This is a genomic window from Xenorhabdus sp. SGI 60 (assembly GCF_056632175.1).
This window is the reverse complement of record NZ_CP196860.1, coordinates 1,153,772-1,174,470: the sequence shown is the minus strand read 5'-3', so window position 1 is coordinate 1,174,470 and position 20,699 is coordinate 1,153,772. Positions and strand designations below refer to the sequence as shown.

Here is a 20,699-nt window from a genome sequence, read left to right as displayed (position 1 = left end):
TTCCTTACTTTAGTAAACAAAAAAGTTGACATGGTAAGCATAAATGTTTACTATGTTTGCATGTTCAACAGAATGGAGGAGTGGTGAAGCAAAGCGAGTTTAGACGGTGGCTGGAAGCTCAGGGCGTCGAAGTTTCAAACGGGACAAACCATCTGAAACTGAGATATAAGGGGAAGCAGAGCGTAATGCCAAGGCATCCCAGCCATGAGATAAAAGAACCACTGAGGAAAGCAATCATCAAGCAGTTAGGATTGTAATAAAAACCCGTCTCACCAGAGGCGGGTTCTCGCACAGCTTTACTATCAAATATATGCGATATCCCGTAATACTCGAACCTGTAGAAGAGGGCGGCTATTTCGTCTCGTTCCCGGATATCCCTGAAGCCTTAACCCAAGGGGAAACACGGGAAGAAGCGTTAGCGATGGCGCTTGATGCGTTAATAACCTCTTTCGAATTCTACTTCGAAGACAGCAAAAAAATCCCATCACCCAGCCCGGTAAAGTCAGGTGATGATTATGTTGATGTGTCCTTGAGCGTGGCCTCAAAGGTGCTGATGCTCAATGCGTTTGTGGATTCCCGTTTAACGCAAACAGAGCTAGCCCAGCGTATGGGCGTGAAGAAACAGGAAGTCACCCGCCTGTTTGACCTGCATCACTCGACTAAGATTGATACGGTCGCTAAGGCTGCGACGGCTATCGGGCATCAATTAACCGTGTCTATCCTATAAAGATGATCACTCCTCAAAGGCTGCGTAAATCGTGGCCTTTTTTACGTTCCTTCATTAAGCACATCAGACGCACTATAAGCCATTCACCTATCAACTCACCGCCCTGATGTGGTTTATTTGGATCACGTCACCACATCGCGCATAAGCCACGAATCCCCACGAAATAAACGGAAACCCCACGTAAAACGGACTACACCGCGCCCGCCTGCACGTTTTGGATCAAAAAGTTATTTCAGTTTGAAAATACTACAAACGGTATCGCCAGAGCGCGCCAGCACGGGCGGCATGGGAAAAATCCTGAACTGAAAGGAGTGAAAAGATTTTCAGGAAATTTCAGTTCTTGAATCAAAGACTGGATCGCGGAGAGGATATCAACATAATGATATTAAAGGAGAATTCTATTTTACGTGGGGTAAGTGGATCACAAAACAAAGCCACGTAACTATGAAAATTCAGGATTGGTGCGGCTTTGTGGGAGTGCAGAACTGAAATTTTTTTCTTTGTAAGAAAATGTAGTTGATTTTCTGAAAGTAATTCATTATCGTTTTTGCACGAGGACTCAAAACCTCAAGTAAGCGGCCAAAACCAACCCCGTCAGTGTTGGATTTTTTATGCCTAATTTTTAGTGGTAGCTATTCGGCTATCATCTTACCGACTCAATGTCGGGAGGGCGACTAATACAACACCCGCAAGGGAAATACGTCCGCGGTTTCTTACTACCGTTTTGAGCCTCCTGACACCATATTTTTAATGGTGAATCTAACTCTCAAAGAAAAGTAAGGAGTCAGTAATGGCTAATCAATTAGTAGTTCCATTCGTTTTCGAATCTCATAACATTAGAACCCTCAATATTAGTGGTAACCCGTGGTTTGTTGCTCAAGATGTTTGTTCTGCATTAAATATCCAGAACGTGACACAAGCCATTGATAGATTAGATGGCGATGAACGGTCTATGTTTAACATAGGGCGTCAGGGTAAAGTCAACATTATCAATGAATCAGGAATGTACTTTCTGACCATTCGCTGTCGTGATGCCGTGAAGACAGGAACGCTACCCCATCGTTTTCGTAAGTGGGTTACTAGTGTAGTTCTGCCTGCAATCAGAAAGACAGGTAGCTACATAAGTAAAAAGAATGTTGCTTCTCTGGAACAATCTATCATTTGTCCATGCTGTCAGAAGCCAGCCAGTATTATCGACGTCAAATATTATCACCGCGAAAAATCAGAAATTTTTGCTTTATGCAATAACGCTCAGTGCCCAAGCCTGCCATTTAAAGTAGACCTTTTATTCAGCCACTATTTGCAAATTGAAGATGAAGACAGAAGAGTTTGTGATGTAAGGCAATTAATCAATGGAATGACTGCTACTGAGAAATTAAAACTGGTGAATGCTTTAACATCTCGTTAGTGTCCATGCGTGCCCATAAAAATAAAATGGGTGGACGTAAAGTGGACATGGACAAACAAAAAGGGGCTGCGTTTTCACGCAACCCCTTGTTTTATTTGGTGGAGCTGGCGGGAGTTGAACCCGCGTCCGAAATTCCTACATCCTTGGTACTACATGCTTAGTCTGGTCTTTACATTCGCTTGCCAGCTGCGGACAGACACGCCACTAACAAACTAGCCTGATTGGATTTAACGCTTCAACCCCAGGCAGGGCATCCACGCGATCTCTTTTGGGTTTGACCTCTCTTGATCCCCGTCCTAAGAGCAGAGGCTAGGGAGAGAGGGCTCTGCGCAGGTTATTAAGCTGCCAGTGCGTAGTTTTCGTCGTTTGCGACTATTGTTTTGCGGCTTTTTACGAGGCCAACCGCCCCTCGGCATGCACCTTGGGTTTCGCGAATCCCGTCGAATCCAGAATCAGCCCCAAGTATAATAAGCATTAAGTATATCAGAATATTGGATGATAATGCCAGCGATTAACGCCCAGAATTCTTCATAATTCTCGCTTTGTCTAATTTCCACTCACGTTCTTTGATATCTGAACGCTTATCGTGCGCTTTTTTACCTTTTGCAACGCCAATTTTGATTTTGCACCAGGCATTTTTCCAATACATGGAAAGTGCGACGATGGTATAACCTTCTCGATTGATTCGACCATACAGTGAATCAAGCTCGCGTTTGTTAAGTAGTAGCTTGCGTGACCGTGTCGGATCACAAACTACGTGGGAAGAAGCAACGTTTAATGGCGTAATCGTGGCACCAAAAAGATAAGCATCACCATCTTTGAGTAAAACATAACTCTCACTGATGTTAGCCTTGCCAGCACGCAGTGATTTAACTTCCCAACCTTGTAGGGATAAGCCTGCTTCGAATTCTTCCTCAATGAAGTATTCGTGGCGGGCTCGCTTATTCATGGCAATTGTTGCCGAACCGGGTTTGTATGCTTTTTTCTTTGTCATAATGCGTTGTATTATACTGCATGCGTTAGTGAAAGAAATCTCTTCTGTATGATATTTAGCGATAAGTGCGCATTTATTGTTCTAAATGTTATCGGGTTTTTATTTAACCATGTTTAAGTGATACTATTCAGCGCTGTTATGTTTTACAGGAAATGATATGCCACAGATTAGTCGCTCTGCGCTAGTACCTTACAGCGTGGAACAAATGTATAAATTGGTCAACGATGTGACTTCTTATCCTGATTTTTTACCAGGATGTGTAGGTAGCCGTGTAATAAGCAGTAACAATAATGAAATGACGGCTTCCGTTGAGGTTTCTAAGGCAGGGATCAGTAAGACGTTCGTAACGCGCAATACGTTATTTGATAATCAACGCATCAGTATGCAGCTTGTTGACGGACCTTTCCGTAAATTGATGGGAGGGTGGCATTTTACTCCGTTAAGTGAAGATGCTTGTAAGGTTGAGTTGCATCTCGATTTTGAATTTACCAACAAGTTGATTGAACTGGCCTTTGGCAAAGTATTTAAAGAGCTGGCTGGGAATATGGTTCAGGCTTTTACCCAGCGTGCACGTGAGGTCTATAGTGTCTGAGATTAATATCGAAGTCGTTTATGCTCTGCCTGAACGGCAATATCTGCGTAATGTGAAAGTACCGCAAGGAGCTACCGTCGAACAGGCGATTGTAACGTCTGGCCTTTTGACATTACGTAATGATATCGATTTGACTAAAAATAAAGTTGGTATTTATAGTCGTCCTGCCAAACTGACTGAAACGTTGGAAGAGGGAGATCGTGTGGAGATTTATCGCCCTCTGGTTGCTGATCCAAAAGAAATGCGCCGTAAACGAGCAGAGCGCGCGAAAAATAATACACAATAATGTCTGTTTATTCGCCAGATTTTCTACTGGCGAATAAATAAAACACACATCTTACTGATTCTCTGGCAGTGATTTTTCATCCTTGATATCAGTTAGCACACCTTTGCTATCAAAGGTAAGTGTCAGGGTTTCCTGAGTTGTTTTCCCATGGCCTGGTTGTTGGCGGAATACGTAATACCAAGTTTGACTTCCAAATGGATCGGTCAGCATTGGTGTTCCCAAAGTGTAAGAAACTTGCTGCTGAGTCATTCCCTTATGGATTTTTGATACCGCAGCCGGCGTAAGGTAGTTCCCTTGATTAATATCAGGACGATAAACAATTCGCTCAAACATGGAGCAACCCGCAGTCAGCATAACAAGTGATACAGTAGCGGCAGTCAACAATTTACAGCGCATAGTAATTACATTCCTTTAGGCGTTAGGCCGTCGATAATAATAAACATTGAAGAGGTTGAAAACCTCTACGCATTTACCTATGACTGCAATTATACAAGAAAGTTGTCTCAATTTATGCCGCTAACAGCTCTTTTGCGTTAGCCAGAGTATTTTTTGTAACCTCACTCCCCGCCAAAAGCCGCGCCAGTTCTTGAAGTCGTGCTTTTTTATCCAATAGTTGCATTTGGGTTTCTGTTTCTTCGCCGTCTGTTTGCTTGCTGACATAAAAATGCTGATGCCCGCACCCTGCGACTTGAGGTAAGTGGGTGACACACATAACTTGGGTGGATTCCCCCAATTCACGTAGCAAACGCCCAACAATGGCCGCTGTTGGACCGCTGATACCTACATCAACTTCATCGAAAATCAGCGCAGGGGTTTCCATTTTTTTCGCCGTAATGACCTGGATTGCCAGTGCAATACGGGAAAGTTCACCACCTGATGCCACTTTTGCCAGTGGTTGATGGGGTTGGCCAGGGTTGGTTGTGACATTGAATTCAACTTTGCTGGCTCCATCAATATTTAAATGTTCTGCTTCAAAGGTAACATCGATGGTAAAACGGCCATGAAGCATAGAAAGTTGGTGCATACTGTTTGTTATCAGTTGGCCCAATTCTGCGGCATATTTTTGGCGAATATGATGCAATTTTTCTGCCACAGTCAAGGCTTGTTGATAATGTAAGCTGACAAGTTCACTGAGATGGGCACAATCATTTTCCTGCTGGGATAGTTGATATTGCTCTTCCAACAATTGTTGATGTAATGCAGGTAACTCTTCTGGCGCAACATGGTGTTTACGGGCCATGCTGATTTGTTGGGAAATTTTCTGTTCCAGTTCAAATAAACGATTGGGGTCCAGTTCCAGTTGGTTGCTGTAATGACGTAACTCGTCACTCACTTCATTGATTTGGATAGCAGCCTCTTCCAGCATGTTAAGCAGGCCACTGAGTTTGTGATCCATGCTGGCAAGCTCTGTCAGTTCACTGCGGGCATAGCTAAGAAGACTGACAATGTTCTGTTCATCATTATCACTTAAAATTTGGAGGATATTTTGACTGACGGACAAAAATTGCCCGCAATTTGCCAGCCGTTTGTATTCACTATCTTGTTCTTGATAATGACCTGGCTGTGGTGACAGTTCGTCCAATTCTTTCAGGTGATATTCCAACAATTGCTGACGTGAGCGACGCTCAAGAGCTTGTTGTTGGAATTGGGAGAGAGCCTGACAGCTTTGGCGCCATTTTAGGTAAGCCTGTTTCATTTCTTGCTGAAGTTCGAAATCGCTCGTGTAAATATCCAGTAAGCGCCTTTGGTGACGATTTTCTAACAATAATTGGTGAGCATGTTGTCCGTGAATTTGAATGAGATGGGAACCTAATTCACGTAATTGAGAAAGTGGTACAGCTGTGCCATTGATAAAACCGCGAGAGCGCCCATCAGCAGTAATTGTACGACGCAGCAAGCACTCATTGTCATCGTCAAAACTTCCGTCAAGCTGGTGGTCTATAAGCCATTTGCGGGCAGAAGGTGCATCAGCCAGTGAAAAACAGGCACAAAGATCGGTACGCGGAGCACCCGGGCGAACCATGTTAGCTTCGCCACGATTGCCAAGACATAAACCTAATGCATCAATCGCGATGGATTTACCGGCTCCGGTTTCACCTGTGATTGCCGTCATTCCTGGGCGGAAATCAATTTCAAGTTCGCGAACGATAGCAAAGTTACTGATGGTCAATTGAGTCAGCATCGTGCTCCTCCTTCTTTTTACTGTATATAAACACGTTACTGTATAAGAACATGTTCCTGTGCATAAAAACATGTCTGTACTTCCATACAGTATAAACTGGTTTTTTATACAGTAAAGTAGGAAAGCTTGTTTTTAGAACATTTTTTTCGACCAGCCCAATTTTGTGCTCAGTGTATTGAAGTAGTTGTAATCTTTTGGATGAATTAAATGCAGATTATAGTCACTGCGTTTGATGATCACTTCTTCACCATCTTGGATTGGCAGGACGATCTGGCTGTCACAACTGACTTCGTAGTCACTGCTGTTTTGGGCAAATTTCAGGCGAATGCTACTTTCGCTGCTGATAACGAGAGGGCGTGCCGAGAGCGTATGTGGAAACATCGGCACTAGCACGATAGCATCTAAGTTTGGGGTTAATATCGGTCCTCCAGCAGACAGTGAATAGGCCGTTGAGCCAGTAGGAGTTGCTATGATTAAGCCATCTGAACGTTGAGAAAAAGCAAAACGTTCATCAATATATACTTCGAATTCAATCATATGGGCAACTTTGCCTGGATGTAGTACGACTTCATTTAATGCAGTGCTACGACGGGATTTATGCCCAGTTTTTGTCACTTGTGCCTCAAGCAGAAAACGTTTTTCGTCTCGATATTTGCCATCCAAAACGTCGGATAGCTGCTGTAAAGCATTATCGGGATCCAAATCCGTTAAAAAGCCCAAATTGCCTCGGTTGATACCAATGACTTTAATGTCATAACGTGATAATACTCTGGTTGCACCGAGCATATTGCCATCACCACCGACAACAATCACAAGATCGGCAATTTTACCAATTTCTGTCAATCCTCCCGTCTGAGCGTCTTTTAAATTAATGTCTTTCGCGACCTGTCTATCCACAATGACACAATAACCTTTAGATACCAGCCAGTGATACAGCATTTCGTGGGTGGCCAGCGCTTCAGGGTGACGTGGACGACCGACAATACCGATGCATTTGAATTCATTATTCATTGCTGTTATTTCCTTCAGCATATGGTTTTGCCCTCACAATAATGATTGTTCCCTTGAATCCCGCATTTTGATCCCCATAATAAGCTCAAATGGCGAAGATAATACAAAATACGCGGAGATATTCATGAGTAGTAAAGACCAAAAAGTACCTGACGAGCAAGTCGCAGAAAATACAGAAAATGTATTAGAGCAACAAATAAATGCGGAACAGGCAGATGCGCCAGAGACTGAAAGCGTTGTTGATCCGCGTGTTGCTGAGTTGGAAGAACAACTGAAACAGGCTCAGACTAATGAACGTGATGCTTTGTTGCGTACACGTGCTGAAATCGAAAACATTCGCCGTCGTACTGAGCAGGATGTAGAAAAGGCACATAAATTTGCATTGGAAAAATTTGTCAATGAACTTCTGCCGGTTATCGACAATCTGGAACGTGCATTAGATGCGGCTGATCGTACCAATGAAGCGTTACTGCCAATGGTTGAAGGTATTGAACTGACTCTGAAATCTTTTATCGATTCAGTGGGTAAGTTTGGCGTTGAAGTGGTCTGTGACACCAATGTTCCTTTCAATCCAGAAGTGCATCAGGCGATGACCATGATGGAATCAGATCAGCATGAACCTAATCAGGTTATGTTGGTGATGCAGAAAGGTTATACCTTGAATGGTCGTCTATTGCGTCCTGCAATGGTTGCTGTTTCTAAATAAAGGTTACGGTCTCTCGTGATGCAATGCCGCCATGAGAAAGGCGGCATTTTTGTCGGCAAAATCGGTTATTGGGGTAATTGAGGCTCCCAATCTATAGGAGATAATCCTTGTGATTCCAATAAGTTGTTGGACTGTGAAAAATGTTTACAGCCTAAGAAACCACGATGGGCAGACAAAGGTGAAGGATGGGGGGCTTTGAATACATGATGGCGTCGGATATCAATGAAATGGCCTTTTTTCTGGGCATGAGATCCCCAAAGCAAGAAAATGACTCCGTTGCGATGTTCATTGATTGCTGCAATGACTTTGTCAGTGAACGTTTCCCAGCCTAAATGAGCATGAGAATGTGCGTTACCGCGCTCAACGGTGAGTACGGTATTAAGCAATAATACGCCCTGTTTTGCCCAGCTGATCAAGCAACCGTGATTTGGTCGAGTAAATCCAGCAATGTCCGATTCCAGTTCTTTGTACATATTGACCAGAGAAGGCGGCGCAGGAATACCTGGCTGTACGGAGAAAGCCAAACCGTGGGCCTGATTCGGGCCGTGGTAAGGATCTTGTCCTAAAATCACGACTTTTACATCAGCCAATTCGGTATAGCGGAATGCATTAAAAACATCTGTTTGAGGCGGATAAATGGTTTTTCCCGCCTGACGTTCATTGGCAACATAAGCCAATGTATCAACAAAATAAGGCTGTTTCTTTTCATTGCCGATGACATCGTGCCATGTGAGAGGTACGGACATAGCCAATCCCTTTCTAGATGATTATTAGATGACTTAAGCTTACCGATTCCCTTGAGATAGGGAAACCCTCAGATCCCAATCTAAGCTTAATTCTCAGGATGAAAATCTATTTTTATAAATTTTTTTGAAAAAATATGAAAATAATTTCATTCAATCCTGCTATAAAAAAAATCCAAAGGGAGAATCAATACTCCCTTTTTTATTTTCCATGTTTTAATTATGGGAATTAATTTTGTTAATTATGGATTAAATTTGTTTTAATTTTGTTAAAAATTCTGCCGATAGAGAGTTGGGGCTTTTAAACCACACCAAATTTAAATAATCTGTAGGGGAATTTCATGACTTTATTAGTTAATACCGATTTTTTCAGTAGCTTAGGGATCTATTCATTACAAGGAAATGCGCTACAACCTCAACCTCATTCTTCAGCTCAATCACCACCTGACAAAGTTGATCACATTTCTTCCCCAAGTATTTCATTTTCAGAAAATACCAAGCAGGTTAATGCGCTCTATCAATCATTGGTTAATAACTTAAATGCCAGCACGATGGCAGCTCCTGAATTGAAAGCCAATGATATTGCGGGAAAACAATCTAAACTGGCCGATTATACCTTGACGCTGGTTACCCGTGATGTTTATCGACAAACTAGTTTAGGGATTGGCGATTATGTGCGCCTGTCTGATGAGGATTTATCAAAATTAGGGATTGATCCTGACACTCTGAATGATTATTCAACAGGGTTTCAGGCCGGTATATACCATAATAAGGGACTATATATTGTCTCTTTTACAGGTTCGAACGAATTAAAGGATTTTATGGTAAGTATTCGTCAAGGGCTTGGTTACAATGAAAAGCAATATAATCAAGCCGTGGAATTGGCACATAAGGCGTTAGAAGTATTTGGTGAAAACATCATTTTCACCGGGCATTCATTGGGAGGCGGATTAGCAACAGTGGCTGCATTGGCAACAGGAAAACCAGCAGTTATTTACAATTCTGTTAGTGTTTCTGATGCTACATTGAAATATATGGGAGTATCACCCGACGTTGCTCGTGAATTGGCTGATAGCGGTTTGATACGCCACTATACCGTCCAACATGATTGGTTGGGTAACTTGCAAAAAACATTACCGCTTCGTCAACCGATGGGACACAACATAGAGCTTAAGTATGAATATGAGTTGGACAGTATATGGGATGTTATTCTGCTCAATCGATATGGTTTTCATACCTTTAAAGCCCATTTTTTGGAAGCTGTCCTCGAATTGATGGCGGAGCAAAAGCCTTGGCTGAACAATGGGAATACCATGTTGGCGTCAACGGATGTTACAGATATCACATCGCAGCAAAGTGAGCAGCATTATGCTGTGTAATATTTAGCGCTCAGTCTGCGGAACTTGGGCGAATTCACTGTATGGCTTCGCCCATGTTCTACGATCGGTTATGAGTTAATCGTTGCTAGATTCAGTTAATCCTGGTCTGGGATTGCCAGAAGGAGCGCGGCGTTTACCGATATTCTTGCTATCGCGATGACGAACTTTTACGCGGTTTTTCTTTGTCTCTTCTGTTTTCTTCTTCTCTTTACGTTTTGCCAGTACTTTTTTGGATGGCTTATTGCTCTTTTTCTCACTTGGCGCTTTGGATTGCGGGCGAAGCTCATCAACCACTCGTATTTTCAAAGGTTCTTTGAGGTAACGGCTGATTTTACCTAAAAGAGATTGATCGTGTGCCTCAACCAGAGCAATGGCGGTTCCCTTACGACCTGCACGAGCTGTACGCCCAATTCGGTGTAAGTAAACATCTGCGGTGCGAGGTAAATCAAAGTTAAAGACGTGACTGATATCTTCGATATCCAATCCACGGGAAGCAACGTCGGTGGCGACCAGAACTTTGACTTTGCCATCATTCAAGCGTCTTATGGCATCGGTACGCTTGGCTTGCACCATTTCACCCTCAAGGAAACCGGCTTGAATACCTGCCTGATTCAACCAGTCGACAAGCTCACGTACACGCTCTCGTTTGCGTACGAAAACAATGGACTTAGTCACATCAGGTTGTTGGAGAAGGTGACACAGTAAGGCTGTTTTGTGCTCTAACGAATCAGCACGATAATAAAATTGCTGAATTTTCTTGCGCTCACGGCGAGAAGGTTCGGCATCAATTTCAATAGGATCAGTTAACAGGCGCTCGGCAAAATCACGGATGGATTCCCCTTCAAGGGTTGCGGAGAATAACAAGGTTTGTTTACGCCAGCGGGTTTCGCCTGCAATCGTTTCGACATCATTGGCGAATCCCATATCCAACATGCGGTCAGCTTCATCAAGGATCAGCGTTTCCACTGCACGGCAGTCGAAATTTTCTTCTTTGATGTATTGCAGCAGACGCCCTGTCGTTGCGACAACAATATCCTGATTCTCACTGAATACTTCGGCATGATTCATATAGGCTACACCACCCGTAATGGTGGCAATATCCAAATGTGTATGGGCCGCAAATTCTTTCGCCTGCTCGGCAACCTGCATTGCCAATTCACGGGTTGGCGTCAAAATCAGGATGCGTGGAGGTCCCGATTTTTTGCGAGGAAAATCCAGTAAATGCTGTAGAACCGGTAGCAGGTAAGCGGCGGTCTTACCTGTACCGGTCGGCGCTGAGCCTAATACATCACGTCCGTCCATCGCCGCAGGAATGGCTGCCGCCTGAATGGCGGTCGGGTGTTCGTAGCCTTTGTTGTTCAGTGCTTCAAGCAAGGATTCATCAAGTTCGAATTCGGAAAAGTTTGTCGCAGTCATTATATACCTCTGTTTGGGCCGCCGATTATAAATCGGTAAAACGAAAAAAGAAAATACCCAAATAACACGCCAGACTCCCGCCATAGCTCGCTATTATGCTGAATTTCCTGAGTTGTTATTTTTGCTGATTTTCGTGCATTTAAGGGTTTTTTAGGCTATTTTGGGATTATCAGCACCCCTAATGGCACCCCTTTATGTCGTGAAAAATTTGAACTGGAGAGCATCACAGATGGCCTACTATAGCATAGAAAAGCGCCCTCGCGCAGATGGCACTGTCCGTTACCGCTGCACTGTCGGTGTTAAGTCTGGCGGTAAATACATTTACAGAGAGAACCGTACATTTGGAAAACACTCTCATGCCAAAACATGGGGTGCTCAGCGGGTGGCTGAGTTAGAACAAAATGGAGTCCCTACACAGAATGATACCGAAGATTTTACAGTTGGTGCTCTATTGCATAAATATATCAATGATCCAGGTTTGGGTGGAAAGGCAGGAAGAGATAAGAAAAATGTATTGAATTCGTTGTTAAAGAGTGATCTCGCAAAACGTATTCTAACTGAGCTTTCGGTCAGCCATATTATTGAACATTGCAAGCAACGACATTCTACAGGGACTACCCCCGCCACAATTAATCATGATGTCGTCTATTTGTCATCTGTCCTAAAATCAGCCAAGCCTGTCTATGGTATAGACTACACCTCGAATCCCGCACATGAAGCTCGTTCAGTTTTAACCCAAATGGGATTAATCAGTAAAAGCCAACGACGCAGCAGAAGACCAGAACGCGAGGAGTTAGATAGATTAATGGAGGTGCTGCGCAGGCGAGGCAGCCACTGGACAAGTAATATTCCTTACGAGGATATATTGAATTTCTCAATACTTTCCTGCATGCGCATTGGGGAGGTATGTAAAATCAGGTGGGATGATATTGATGAGAAGCAGAGGTCTGTGCTCGTAAGAGACAGAAAAGACCCCAGAAAGAAAGTCGGCAATCATATGCTCGTTCCCTTACTTGGGGAGGCGTGGGATATAGTTCAACGACAGCCTAAATCTGATAGTGGGCTGATATTTCCTTATAATACGAGAAGTATATCCAAGGGTTTTCATAAAGCATGTGTCGAGCTTGGCATCGAAGACCTCCGCTACCACGACCTACGCCGAGAAGGAGCCAGTCGTTTGTTTGAGGCGGGATTTTCCATTGAAGAGGTCGCGCAAGTCACAGGGCATCGTTCACTGGATGTATTATGGCAGGTATACACAGAACTGTACCCACAATCACTGCATGAAAAATTCAATAAGCTCATGCAGAAGAAAGAAGAGTAACATGGAGGGGCTGCAGTCGGCCCTTTAACTCTCAGGGTAATCAACTACAGAGGAATCCCCTACAGTTCCGTAGCCCTCATGCTCAGTAAAGTGACTCCTTAAACTAAAGTAATTCCTACAGTTAATTCCATACCTCCGTTTGAAACGGAAGAATCAATGGCCTTTATTTATCGTGACGCATCACGAATAACGTGATCAGCGAGTAACGGGTTAAAGGTGAGGAATCCCACCTTTATCTAAGTCGTTGATTTTGCTTAATTCCTGCTCAGGAACGGAATTCAATTAAATCAAGGGGTTAAAATAGGATAATTATCCTATTTAACGTAACATTTTGATTTTACTTATTTCTGTCAGAAAAACGGAAATTAAGGAGATCAAGGGGTTGGGGAAGTCCACGCGGTGCGCAGCCTAAAAAGATTAATCATGCCAGTTGAGATGGAAACGGAATTTTTTATTTTCTTGTTTTAGCAGGTTAGAAATTTTTTCCACATCGCTACCTTTATACCATGGAATATAAATAGGTTGAGGCCAATCTGTTTTTTCAATAGGATACCCGAGTTCATATTTTGTTCCATCCACAGTAATTGTTAGTAGCTTCGCTCTTATATTATTTAATGTTTCCATATCGTTTGCTAGATTTAAATGTGAAAAATTTACAGTGATTGCGTTATAGTTTTTTTCAAAATAAAAAGCAAAAATTGGATCATTACCTATATTATCTTCAATCCTAACTAAGTTACCATTTGCTACATCACCTCCATATGCGTTTGTATATTTCTGGGAGGTAGTCAAATCAAAGACTAAATTATATTCTGATGTCTCTGGTTTAATCTCAGACTTCGCCGCCTCTTCTTCCACAAACTCCCAATCACACGCCATCATATCTTCCTGTGTCGGTTGCCACGGTACGAAGTTACCGTGTTCATTGCGCAGATCAATGTGTGTCAGATAATCGTACTGAGTTCCAACCGCTACACCATCAACCGCGTAAGCACTGCCTTCTTCTACGATTAAGTTACTCACACGTGGTGTAATCGCCAGATACATTCCTTTGTCACCCCAGACAGAACGGGTAACACGTTTGCGAAGTTTTAATTGAATCAACGCCCAAGAGAAAGAACCTACTGGGGCAATAAAGCAATCACACTGATATTGTTTTGGATCGAATGGACATTCACATTCGGGCTTAATAACGTCAGACATACTATTTCCTTGTTTAATTATTAATTGCTGGACAGCCCGAATATATTAACGAATGGGGATAGTTGAATAAATTGATGGGGATTGTGTGGGGAGTGGGACAAGTGGGTACAAGGCAATAATATAACTAGTGATACAGTTTTGAGTTGAAATAATATTTTTTATTTAGTTCTGTGTGAATTAATTATGGCAGTTATCTCAAAAATCAGACAATCTCCTATCAAATATCAATAAAAGTAATGTAGTGTATGATGCCCTGCACAGGCGCGAAGTGATGCTTAGTAGCATTATTTAGTAGGATGATAGTAGTGTTTCTGAACGCTTGAGCATAAAGAGGTAAGCTACAAACATAATATTAGTTAATAATCTGTTAAGTAACTGACAAATATAAGTTTGCAGAATTTAAATTCATTAGAAGTTAAATTAAACAAAATCAGTTGATTGAAATTCATTGGTGTTGTTTCACCTCTTTCATTATTGGATGCGTAGTTAATGATTATTTACCAGACATACCTTGCAAAATACATTGTCAAGTATTATATATGGAGTATAATTTGTGACCCATCAATTTCATAATGCAGTACTTAAGGATGATGCTCAGGCGTCTGTTCAGGAAAGACAGCTATATGGCATAAAGAAAGCTGTAGCTGGTTTAGTTGAGTTTGTGACTGTAAGTCTTGCTGAGCTAGGGATTGATAAATTACATGAAATAACTGACCCATCCTTAGATGATTTGGCTGATATCGTCTCGCAACTGAGCCATGAAGCTAAACAGCATGACGATCTTAATCTTCAGCAAATCCTGTTAATTGCACAAATGCTAATAAACGATATCAAAATTAAAAATCCAGAAATGTGTGCTAATAGTGCAATGATGTTGAAAAAATCACCGCTATACTAATATAAATATACCTAGGAGACTATCAATGACCAAACAACAGAGCATTAATAAAATGCTAGCACTTTCAAGGCGATTAGATAAAATTGTAACAGAATTATATGCTCGCAAAGAAGAAGTACTAGCACGAACTTATCATAAAGTTGCCTGAATTAAATACCCTTGCAGAAAGCCATCTTATGGTGGCTTTTTGCTTATTCATCTACCATGTCACCTGTTCACCATCCTCTGTCACCTTCCCCTGCCTCAAATTCCACACCGAATCCTCCGGCATCTGGACACGAACATCTAATCGACAGCCTTCGGGAATATCACAAGGTTCAGCATCGGCATAGTAGACCTTTTCACCATCGACAATGTCTTTTATCCGCTTGTTCTGGAACTGCTTAGGTAAATGAGTGTGCTGACGGTGGAATGTCTTGATGGTGATGCAACCGTCCTTTTGCACCTGGTCATCAATATAGATGAGTTCCAGTCCGTTATTGTTCTTAGGCGACGAGATGCCGCCGTGAACACCCCATGCCCCGTCAGCGTTATAGCCCAGCACACCAGATATTTGATAATGACCGATGCCGAGTTTAGTGACGGTAGCCCCCTCGGATTCGTCGTTGGTGGTGAACTTGCCATCGGGGTAGATTTGGATGAGAGGGGAGGATGCTCTCAGGTAGCCGTTACTATCTTTCCATGCATTTTTATTAGTCCACAAATAACTCACTTTTGTAGAACCACCATCATCACTACCATGGACGACTGCAACACCCCGATTATAGTGTGCAACGAATCCAGCCCATGTATCCCCCGCTCGTGTTACATAACCACATGACCATTTGTAACCTATTTCCCCGTCATGCGCTCCAAAACGGAATGCATGTCCACCATTCGGTAACGATTTAATCCACGACGTGAACTCGGTAAGGGCGGTCGGAGCAATTGGTTTATATTGGATAAACCCAGAACCATTATCTATTACCCATTGCTGAGTTACCAAACCAAGGTTTTTTACAAATTCCGATTTGTTCGGGATGTCTGCCCCGTTTTTATTCTTATCCAGCATCGCCGCCTGTAATGCCCGTATAGACTGCAATGACACGGTCTGTCCATTCGGTAAGGTCACATCAACCACACCATTCTGTGACATCCATTTGTCCATGTTCTGGAGAAATTGAGTGACGTAGGTGGTGTTGGCCACAATATGCCGGACGGCATCGGAGGCGGAATCAGGAACGGTAACCTGAATCTGGTATTTTGTGTTATTCAGGGTGACAGCGACATTACTAGCCAGTACCAGTTCGGTATCCGAGTTCACCGCCTGAATCATGTAGATTAAATTACCGTTGCCGGACTGGATCAATATAATCTGTCCGGGTGCAACGCCGTTAATGTTCGAGATAAATTTGGTGCCCGTACCGCGGACAATAGCCGAGCCGGACACGGTGGAAATCGTGCCTTGTTCATAGAGCATAGTGTGTTCCTGAGAAATTAGAAATTGAAATAACTGGCAGCGTCCAAGATAAGAATGGGTTGTTTTGTGGTATAGTTGGTCGTTCCCCACTGGCTCGCCTTATGGTATGCGCTCCTTCCTGAACCAACAAATAACGCCCCCTCCCCATTGCAGGTCAGTGACAAATCTCGGCTGTAGGCGGTACTCCCGTCCATCCACAGATGATGTCCTATCCAGGCAGGCACCAACATCGGGCGTTGTATCCCCGCTGTGGGGATGATGTCACCCAGCTTTCTGTTGCTGACATCCAGACTTACGGGTTTGGTCAGCACACCAACGCCGGAGTTAAAGGTAATAACCCCGTCCTTGTTTCTAAGTTTAAGGCCATATCCCTTACCTTCGAGCCGCTCCTTAACGCCGATGTCAGAAAAAACCACAACCCGATACCACCCCGCCCTGTCACCGCCATCGTACCTGTTACAGCTGTAATAACCTTCTCGGTGAACCAACATGCACGCCGGGTCTTCATTGTAAAAAAACATCAGACAATTTCCGTAATTGAGTCTGGGATCTATTGACGCCGGGTTAAATCGCCCCTGTATATACACACGCGCTTTATGGGAAACATAACCAAATCCGGCAGGCGGAACGCTGGTATTAAAATTACTGTTGTTTAATATTTTTAATCCCGCCCTGCCACCCAACATCAGCGGGTACGCGATAATTTTTATCAGCTCCGTGAGCCAATTATCAAAAACATTCTGTAAACTCAGGCCATCGACGATGACGTTTTCCCCATTCTGAGAGAACCGAATTCGCTCAGAAAACCCCGTTAATCTGAATCCATTTCCTGAGCGATCTTGATGAAATTCTGTGAACCCAACGGGATAGACATGTGCCTGATAGCCCACCGGGATTTTGATTTGACACTCCCATTCATAATGCCGCCAGTCAGTCGGGCTTTGATGAATCCCCGGTGTATTTTTGGCGACATAATCAGTCCATACCAGGCTGGCAGGTGTTGTTTTCTCATTAAAAATAAAACTCGTTCCATCGTGTGGATTGACAATTTTCAGCCCGTAACCACTCATAAGAATTCCCCCAGTTCAATGATTGCCCTGCCGTTGTTGTCAAACATATACCAGCCTGAATCTTTGATCTGCACCCGGTAACCATTTCCTGAACCGTTTATCTCAATGTATCCAGTTTTAGCGTCAATCCGAAAGCCCCGCTGATTGGGAATGTAATTCGTGGATTTAATATCCAGTCCAACCAATAGTTGCCTGATATTCGCCATATCAATAAACGCCTCTCTGACAAACAACTGTCCATTTTTAACCACCATAAACGGTTCCATCCTGCCGTTAACGGGGTTATAGAACGCAAAATTATTGGCAGAAAATCCGATATACGACTCCAGATTACCGTTCTTCACTTCACCGCTAATCACCATGCCCGCCGCGTTGTAATTCCGGCCATTGTGCTTGATGGTGATATTCACACTATGAATGGCATAACCGTTACCGGACTGGTTAAATTCCGCCTGCATTTTGCTGTTGATGATGGCCTGTTGGTTCTTAAACTGCACCTGAAACTGTTGCGTTGATTCAGCGACCGCTTTCTGCGTATTGGATATGGCCTGCTTATTATCTATTATATCCGCTGCAATCCGGTTCACGCTGTCGTCAGTGTTCCCGATATTGGTACGCAATTCCGTGAGTTTCTGCGCCCACGCCTCATTGTCCGTCACTCTGACCTGCCATAGCTCGCTGATTTTGGCTTTATTCTCCCCGTCGCGCACCATCAGCTCTCGGGATAGTTGCTGCTGGGCGTCGGCGAGAATAAGGGCGGTTTCATTGCTCCAATTCATGTCGGATTGCAGGCGTTTTCCGGCCTGAGCTGAAAAGAACTGGTCACCGGCTGCATCAATAATCCAGCTGGCATCATCGGACGATTCACCCCTGACAAACTCTGTCCACGGGGATTGATTGCCGGATTTATCTACTAGGCGGGCACGAAACCAAAATGCCACCCCTGCCGCCAGTCCCTGCATAGTATGCGTGCGTTGTGGGTAGGGAATGTCGGCCAATAACATCAATCCCTCACCGTCATTAGTCCGGCTGTACTGGATTTCCGTTTTTAGCGTGTCATCGGTCTGGGCAGCAAAGCCCCAATCGAGCTGAATACCGAAGATAATCGGCGTTGTTCTGAAGCCTAACGGTGTCGGCGGGTTGCCCTCTTTCCCTTTCAGATGGGTTTCCGGTGCATTCGCCCAGATACTGGATATCTCAGCGGCATTGATTGCCCTGACACGTGCCTGATAGCGACCGGCGTAAATGTTTGGAACCTCAAATCCCTGCGTCGAGGTGCGGGGTGCCGATATCCAGTTACCATTATCCCGCCGCCATTCTGCCTCATAAGCAATCGCATTCTCCACCGCATCCCACGTTACACGCAGTGTGGTGACAGCAATGCCCTGATTGACGACCGAGTAACTATTAATAGAGACATTTTTCGGGGGGGATTGAACGCCAGGCGGAATAACAGAAATGGGCCGCTCTTCGATACGGGCGCCAGTGTCAATGCGGGCGTATTTGTCGGTGTTATGTTCAACCGCGGTGATTTCAAAGGATACACCGTCCTCACCTTCCTTAATGCCCGTCACCCTGAATTGCTGGATAGCTAAATCTGTTGCATCAATCGCCCAGATACATTCGGCGACCGGCGTTTCTGAGTAGGCCGTGGTCACTGTGACAATCGGCCCGTTCACAGCCTGAATGGTGCGCCCCTCCGCTTTGCCCGATGGCAAATTCAGGATTAACCGCTCACCCACTTTTGCTGAGGATATTCTGTCCAGGGTAATATTGCGCCCATTCACCGCACTCACGCGCCCACCCAACACACGACCGGAAAACATTTCATCAGCCACCCCGATGATATATCCAGGCAACGGGATCTTGCCATCCAGTCCCACCGTAAAGGTCACCATCCGGTCATATTCGTTGGTGAGCAATATCCACTTACCGCGACGGATCGCCTCACTCTGGCGGGTGCAGCCGATTGCCGTCACATCCGCCTGTTTCACGTTATAACGGCGGATTAACCGGTTATCGAAAACAGGCTCGACCGCATCCTGATAGCCATTCTGGGGATCTGACCAGCTCACCATGGCCGTACTGTAATGGGTTTTCTCGCTGGAACTGGCATATACAAATTTCCCGTCACGCACATTAGCGCGGGTATAGAGATAATCCACATCACGTGGCATATCCGCCAGGACATTCATATTGTTGTTGGCCCAGAAGGTCATACCCCGAAAAATGCTGGCAATATCTCTCAGTACCGTCCATGCATCCTCTTGTGACTGGATATAGACATTGCAGGTATGACGCGGCTCCTGCCCTCCTTTACCATCGGGCACTAGCTGATCACAATACTGCGCAACGCGGTATAAATCCCATTTTGCCAGACTCAGGTTTTCCGTCTTAACCCGTGTGCCAATACTGAACCGGTCATTGATCATCAGGTCATACAGTATCCAGGCGGGGTTATCGGTCCACGCCCATTTAAATGTACCTTGCCATACCCCCGAATACGTGCGACTTTCCGGATCATAATTATCGGGCACGCGGATAACACGCATCTTCGGTTCACATGAGATTTGAGGGATATTGCGGAACTGTTTAGCATCAAACTGAACAAATAACAGTGCGGTTTCGGGGTAACTGAGTTTGGCATCAATCACCTCAGTGATGGCCTCAACCACCATCGCATCGGCAATCCGGTTACTGTTCTGTTTCGGGGTGAGACGACGCACACGCACCTGCCAGCCTGAATGCGCTTTAGGTAAGTCAATACGGTGTGACCGTTCGTATTTCGTGGTGGTCTTGCCATCAACAGCCAGCGTGGGTAATTCCTGATACGAACCGCCATCCGTAGCAACTTCAATGGTATAATCAATCCGATAGCCGACGGTATCCCCATCCTCTTTTTGGGTTTGCAACTGGGGCCACGATAACCGGATACGCACTGCGGATAATTGGGTATTGGTGACCGATCTGACCCATGACTCGACTAATTCCGTGCCGACGGTCAGTTCATTTTCCACTGCGGGCATACCCGGTATGTAATCCTGGTGCGGGGTGCCGGGACGAAATTCCCACTTCACCCCCTCGAAATTAGCCTGACCATCGGGACCAATAATCGGCGTGTTATCCAGAAAGATATTGGTGCCATCCAGTCCACCTGCGAATTCCCCTTCCCCCAATGCTAATAAGATTTTGGCATACGAGGTGGATTGCAGTGAATCCGGTGATTCAACGGGGGTACGCGGACTGCCACCGCCGCCCTTGCTGCCCTGAATAAGATGATTTCCCATAGTTCACCCATAAA

20 protein-coding genes and 1 other RNA gene are annotated in these 20,699 nt (G+C 44.4%); 10 read left to right on the top strand and 11 right to left on the bottom strand.

Annotated elements, in window-relative coordinates; all coding sequences use genetic code 11:
- Positions 1-83: 83 nt before the first annotated feature.
- The 3 genes from ACSJJG_RS05600 to ACSJJG_RS05590 all read left to right on the top strand — a co-directional run bounded on the left by ACSJJG_RS05600 (position 84) and on the right by ACSJJG_RS05590 (position 2,135).
- Positions 84-257, top strand: coding sequence for a type II toxin-antitoxin system HicA family toxin (locus tag ACSJJG_RS05600; RefSeq protein ID WP_481088729.1), 174 nt, complete (start codon positions 84-86; stop codon positions 255-257).
- Positions 258-310: 53 nt separating this feature from the next.
- Positions 311-727 (top strand): type II toxin-antitoxin system HicB family antitoxin, encoded by a 417-nt coding sequence (locus ACSJJG_RS05595; protein WP_481088728.1) that lies wholly within the window; start codon positions 311-313, stop codon positions 725-727.
- A gap of 790 nt (positions 728-1,517) precedes the next feature.
- The gene (locus ACSJJG_RS05590; protein ID WP_189760710.1) at positions 1,518-2,135 is read left to right on the top strand and encodes a BRO-N domain-containing protein; all 618 of its coding nucleotides are present in this window, start codon (positions 1,518-1,520) and stop codon (positions 2,133-2,135) included.
- 96 nt (positions 2,136-2,231) lie between these two features.
- Here ACSJJG_RS05590 and ssrA read toward each other — a convergent pair.
- Together ssrA and smpB are read right to left on the bottom strand one after the other, a co-directional pair.
- Positions 2,232-2,595, bottom strand: a transfer-messenger RNA (tmRNA) gene (ssrA, locus tag ACSJJG_RS05585).
- A gap of 51 nt (positions 2,596-2,646) precedes the next feature.
- Positions 2,647-3,129 (bottom strand): SsrA-binding protein SmpB, encoded by a 483-nt coding sequence (gene smpB, locus ACSJJG_RS05580; protein WP_047768254.1) that lies wholly within the window; start codon positions 3,127-3,129, stop codon positions 2,647-2,649.
- Between the two features lie 157 nt (positions 3,130-3,286).
- Here smpB and ACSJJG_RS05575 point away from each other — a divergent pair, with 157 nt between their 5' ends.
- The gene (locus ACSJJG_RS05575) at positions 3,287-3,721 is read left to right on the top strand and encodes a type II toxin-antitoxin system RatA family toxin (RefSeq protein WP_481088727.1); all 435 of its coding nucleotides are present in this window, start codon (positions 3,287-3,289) and stop codon (positions 3,719-3,721) included.
- The gene (locus ACSJJG_RS05570) at positions 3,714-4,007 is read left to right on the top strand and encodes an RnfH family protein (RefSeq protein WP_481088726.1); all 294 of its coding nucleotides are present in this window, start codon (positions 3,714-3,716) and stop codon (positions 4,005-4,007) included. Before ACSJJG_RS05575 ends, ACSJJG_RS05570 begins: the two co-directional genes overlap by 8 nt.
- Positions 4,008-4,058: 51 nt before the next feature.
- On the opposite strand, the gene bamE is transcribed toward ACSJJG_RS05570, so the two are convergent.
- The 3 genes from bamE to nadK all read right to left on the bottom strand — a co-directional run bounded on the left by bamE (position 4,059) and on the right by nadK (position 7,200).
- Entirely contained in the window at positions 4,059-4,403 is a 345-nt protein-coding gene (gene bamE / locus ACSJJG_RS05565) for an outer membrane protein assembly factor BamE (protein ID WP_189760706.1), read from the bottom strand.
- A 112-nt stretch (positions 4,404-4,515) separates the two neighbouring features.
- Positions 4,516-6,189 (bottom strand): DNA repair protein RecN, encoded by a 1,674-nt coding sequence (recN, locus tag ACSJJG_RS05560; RefSeq protein ID WP_481088725.1) that lies wholly within the window; start codon positions 6,187-6,189, stop codon positions 4,516-4,518.
- A 132-nt stretch (positions 6,190-6,321) separates the two neighbouring features.
- Positions 6,322-7,200, bottom strand: coding sequence for an NAD(+) kinase (nadK, locus tag ACSJJG_RS05555; RefSeq protein WP_481088724.1), 879 nt, complete (start codon positions 7,198-7,200; stop codon positions 6,322-6,324).
- A gap of 124 nt (positions 7,201-7,324) precedes the next feature.
- Between nadK and grpE the strand changes: the two genes are divergently transcribed.
- Positions 7,325-7,906, top strand: a complete 582-nt coding sequence (grpE, locus tag ACSJJG_RS05550; RefSeq protein WP_481088723.1) for a nucleotide exchange factor GrpE — start codon at positions 7,325-7,327, stop codon at positions 7,904-7,906.
- A gap of 65 nt (positions 7,907-7,971) precedes the next feature.
- Here grpE and ung read toward each other — a convergent pair whose 3' ends face one another.
- On the bottom strand, positions 7,972-8,652 hold the full coding sequence (gene ung, locus ACSJJG_RS05545; protein ID WP_481088722.1) for a uracil-DNA glycosylase: 681 nt from the start codon (positions 8,650-8,652) through the stop codon (positions 7,972-7,974).
- A 338-nt stretch (positions 8,653-8,990) separates the two neighbouring features.
- Here ung and ACSJJG_RS05540 point away from each other — a divergent pair, with 338 nt between their 5' ends.
- Positions 8,991-10,028: a Tle-like phospholipase domain-containing protein gene (locus tag ACSJJG_RS05540; RefSeq protein WP_481088721.1), complete on the top strand. Its 1,038-nt coding sequence runs from the start codon at positions 8,991-8,993 to the stop codon at positions 10,026-10,028.
- Between the two features lie 75 nt (positions 10,029-10,103).
- On the opposite strand, the gene srmB is transcribed toward ACSJJG_RS05540, so the two are convergent.
- Positions 10,104-11,444: an ATP-dependent RNA helicase SrmB gene (gene srmB / locus ACSJJG_RS05535; RefSeq protein WP_481088720.1), complete on the bottom strand. Its 1,341-nt coding sequence runs from the start codon at positions 11,442-11,444 to the stop codon at positions 10,104-10,106.
- Between the two features lie 229 nt (positions 11,445-11,673).
- Here srmB and ACSJJG_RS05530 point away from each other — a divergent pair, with 229 nt between their 5' ends.
- Positions 11,674-12,768, top strand: coding sequence for a site-specific integrase (locus ACSJJG_RS05530; protein ID WP_189760701.1), 1,095 nt, complete (start codon positions 11,674-11,676; stop codon positions 12,766-12,768).
- 417 nt (positions 12,769-13,185) lie between these two features.
- On the opposite strand, the gene ACSJJG_RS05525 is transcribed toward ACSJJG_RS05530, so the two are convergent.
- Positions 13,186-13,971, bottom strand: coding sequence for a DUF2829 domain-containing protein (locus ACSJJG_RS05525; RefSeq protein WP_282885493.1), 786 nt, complete (start codon positions 13,969-13,971; stop codon positions 13,186-13,188).
- 553 nt (positions 13,972-14,524) lie between these two features.
- On the opposite strand from ACSJJG_RS05525, the gene ACSJJG_RS05520 reads away from it, so the two are divergent.
- Together ACSJJG_RS05520 and ACSJJG_RS05515 are read left to right on the top strand one after the other, a co-directional pair.
- Positions 14,525-14,869: a hypothetical protein gene (locus ACSJJG_RS05520; RefSeq protein WP_189761386.1), complete on the top strand. Its 345-nt coding sequence runs from the start codon at positions 14,525-14,527 to the stop codon at positions 14,867-14,869.
- A 25-nt stretch (positions 14,870-14,894) separates the two neighbouring features.
- Positions 14,895-15,017, top strand: coding sequence for a hypothetical protein (locus tag ACSJJG_RS05515; RefSeq protein ID WP_262985625.1), 123 nt, complete (start codon positions 14,895-14,897; stop codon positions 15,015-15,017).
- Positions 15,018-15,068: 51 nt separating this feature from the next.
- Here the strand turns inward: ACSJJG_RS05515 and ACSJJG_RS05510 are convergent, their stop codons facing one another.
- From ACSJJG_RS05510 to ACSJJG_RS05500, 3 genes are read right to left on the bottom strand one after another with little or no spacing between them, the layout of a single operon-like run.
- The gene (locus ACSJJG_RS05510; RefSeq protein ID WP_282885494.1) at positions 15,069-16,328 is read right to left on the bottom strand and encodes a phage tail fiber protein; all 1,260 of its coding nucleotides are present in this window, start codon (positions 16,326-16,328) and stop codon (positions 15,069-15,071) included.
- Between the two features lie 17 nt (positions 16,329-16,345).
- Positions 16,346-17,398: a hypothetical protein gene (locus tag ACSJJG_RS05505; RefSeq protein ID WP_282885495.1), complete on the bottom strand. Its 1,053-nt coding sequence runs from the start codon at positions 17,396-17,398 to the stop codon at positions 16,346-16,348.
- Complete coding sequence (locus ACSJJG_RS05500) at positions 17,395-20,685, bottom strand: TipJ family phage tail tip protein (protein ID WP_282885496.1); 3,291 nt, start codon at positions 20,683-20,685, stop codon at positions 17,395-17,397. The genes ACSJJG_RS05505 and ACSJJG_RS05500 overlap by 4 nt, the downstream gene beginning before the upstream one ends.
- Positions 20,686-20,699 lie beyond the last annotated feature (14 nt).

Bases quoted from the DNA above. Each gene is read 5' to 3' on its own strand.
- srmB (WP_481088720.1), bottom strand. From the start codon at position 11,444: ATGACTGCGACAAACTTTTCCGAATTCGAACTTGATGAATCCTTGCTT.
- recN (WP_481088725.1), bottom strand. From the start codon at position 6,189: ATGCTGACTCAATTGACCATCAGTAACTTTGCTATCGTTCGCGAACTT.
- bamE (WP_189760706.1), bottom strand. From the start codon at position 4,403: ATGCGCTGTAAATTGTTGACTGCCGCTACTGTATCACTTGTTATGCTG.
- ACSJJG_RS05590 (WP_189760710.1), top strand. From the start codon at position 1,518: ATGGCTAATCAATTAGTAGTTCCATTCGTTTTCGAATCTCATAACATT.
- ACSJJG_RS05525 (WP_282885493.1), bottom strand. From the start codon at position 13,971: ATGTCTGACGTTATTAAGCCCGAATGTGAATGTCCATTCGATCCAAAA.
- ACSJJG_RS05595 (WP_481088728.1), top strand. From the start codon at position 311: ATGCGATATCCCGTAATACTCGAACCTGTAGAAGAGGGCGGCTATTTC.
- nadK (WP_481088724.1), bottom strand. From the start codon at position 7,200: ATGAATAATGAATTCAAATGCATCGGTATTGTCGGTCGTCCACGTCAC.
- ung (WP_481088722.1), bottom strand. From the start codon at position 8,652: ATGTCCGTACCTCTCACATGGCACGATGTCATCGGCAATGAAAAGAAA.
- ACSJJG_RS05530 (WP_189760701.1), top strand. From the start codon at position 11,674: ATGGCCTACTATAGCATAGAAAAGCGCCCTCGCGCAGATGGCACTGTC.
- ACSJJG_RS05510 (WP_282885494.1), bottom strand. From the start codon at position 16,328: ATGCTCTATGAACAAGGCACGATTTCCACCGTGTCCGGCTCGGCTATT.
- ACSJJG_RS05505 (WP_282885495.1), bottom strand. From the start codon at position 17,398: ATGAGTGGTTACGGGCTGAAAATTGTCAATCCACACGATGGAACGAGT.
- ACSJJG_RS05515 (WP_262985625.1), top strand. From the start codon at position 14,895: ATGACCAAACAACAGAGCATTAATAAAATGCTAGCACTTTCAAGGCGA.
- ACSJJG_RS05575 (WP_481088727.1), top strand. From the start codon at position 3,287: ATGCCACAGATTAGTCGCTCTGCGCTAGTACCTTACAGCGTGGAACAA.
- ACSJJG_RS05500 (WP_282885496.1), bottom strand. From the start codon at position 20,685: ATGGGAAATCATCTTATTCAGGGCAGCAAGGGCGGCGGTGGCAGTCCG.
- smpB (WP_047768254.1), bottom strand. From the start codon at position 3,129: ATGACAAAGAAAAAAGCATACAAACCCGGTTCGGCAACAATTGCCATG.
- grpE (WP_481088723.1), top strand. From the start codon at position 7,325: ATGAGTAGTAAAGACCAAAAAGTACCTGACGAGCAAGTCGCAGAAAAT.
- ACSJJG_RS05540 (WP_481088721.1), top strand. From the start codon at position 8,991: ATGACTTTATTAGTTAATACCGATTTTTTCAGTAGCTTAGGGATCTAT.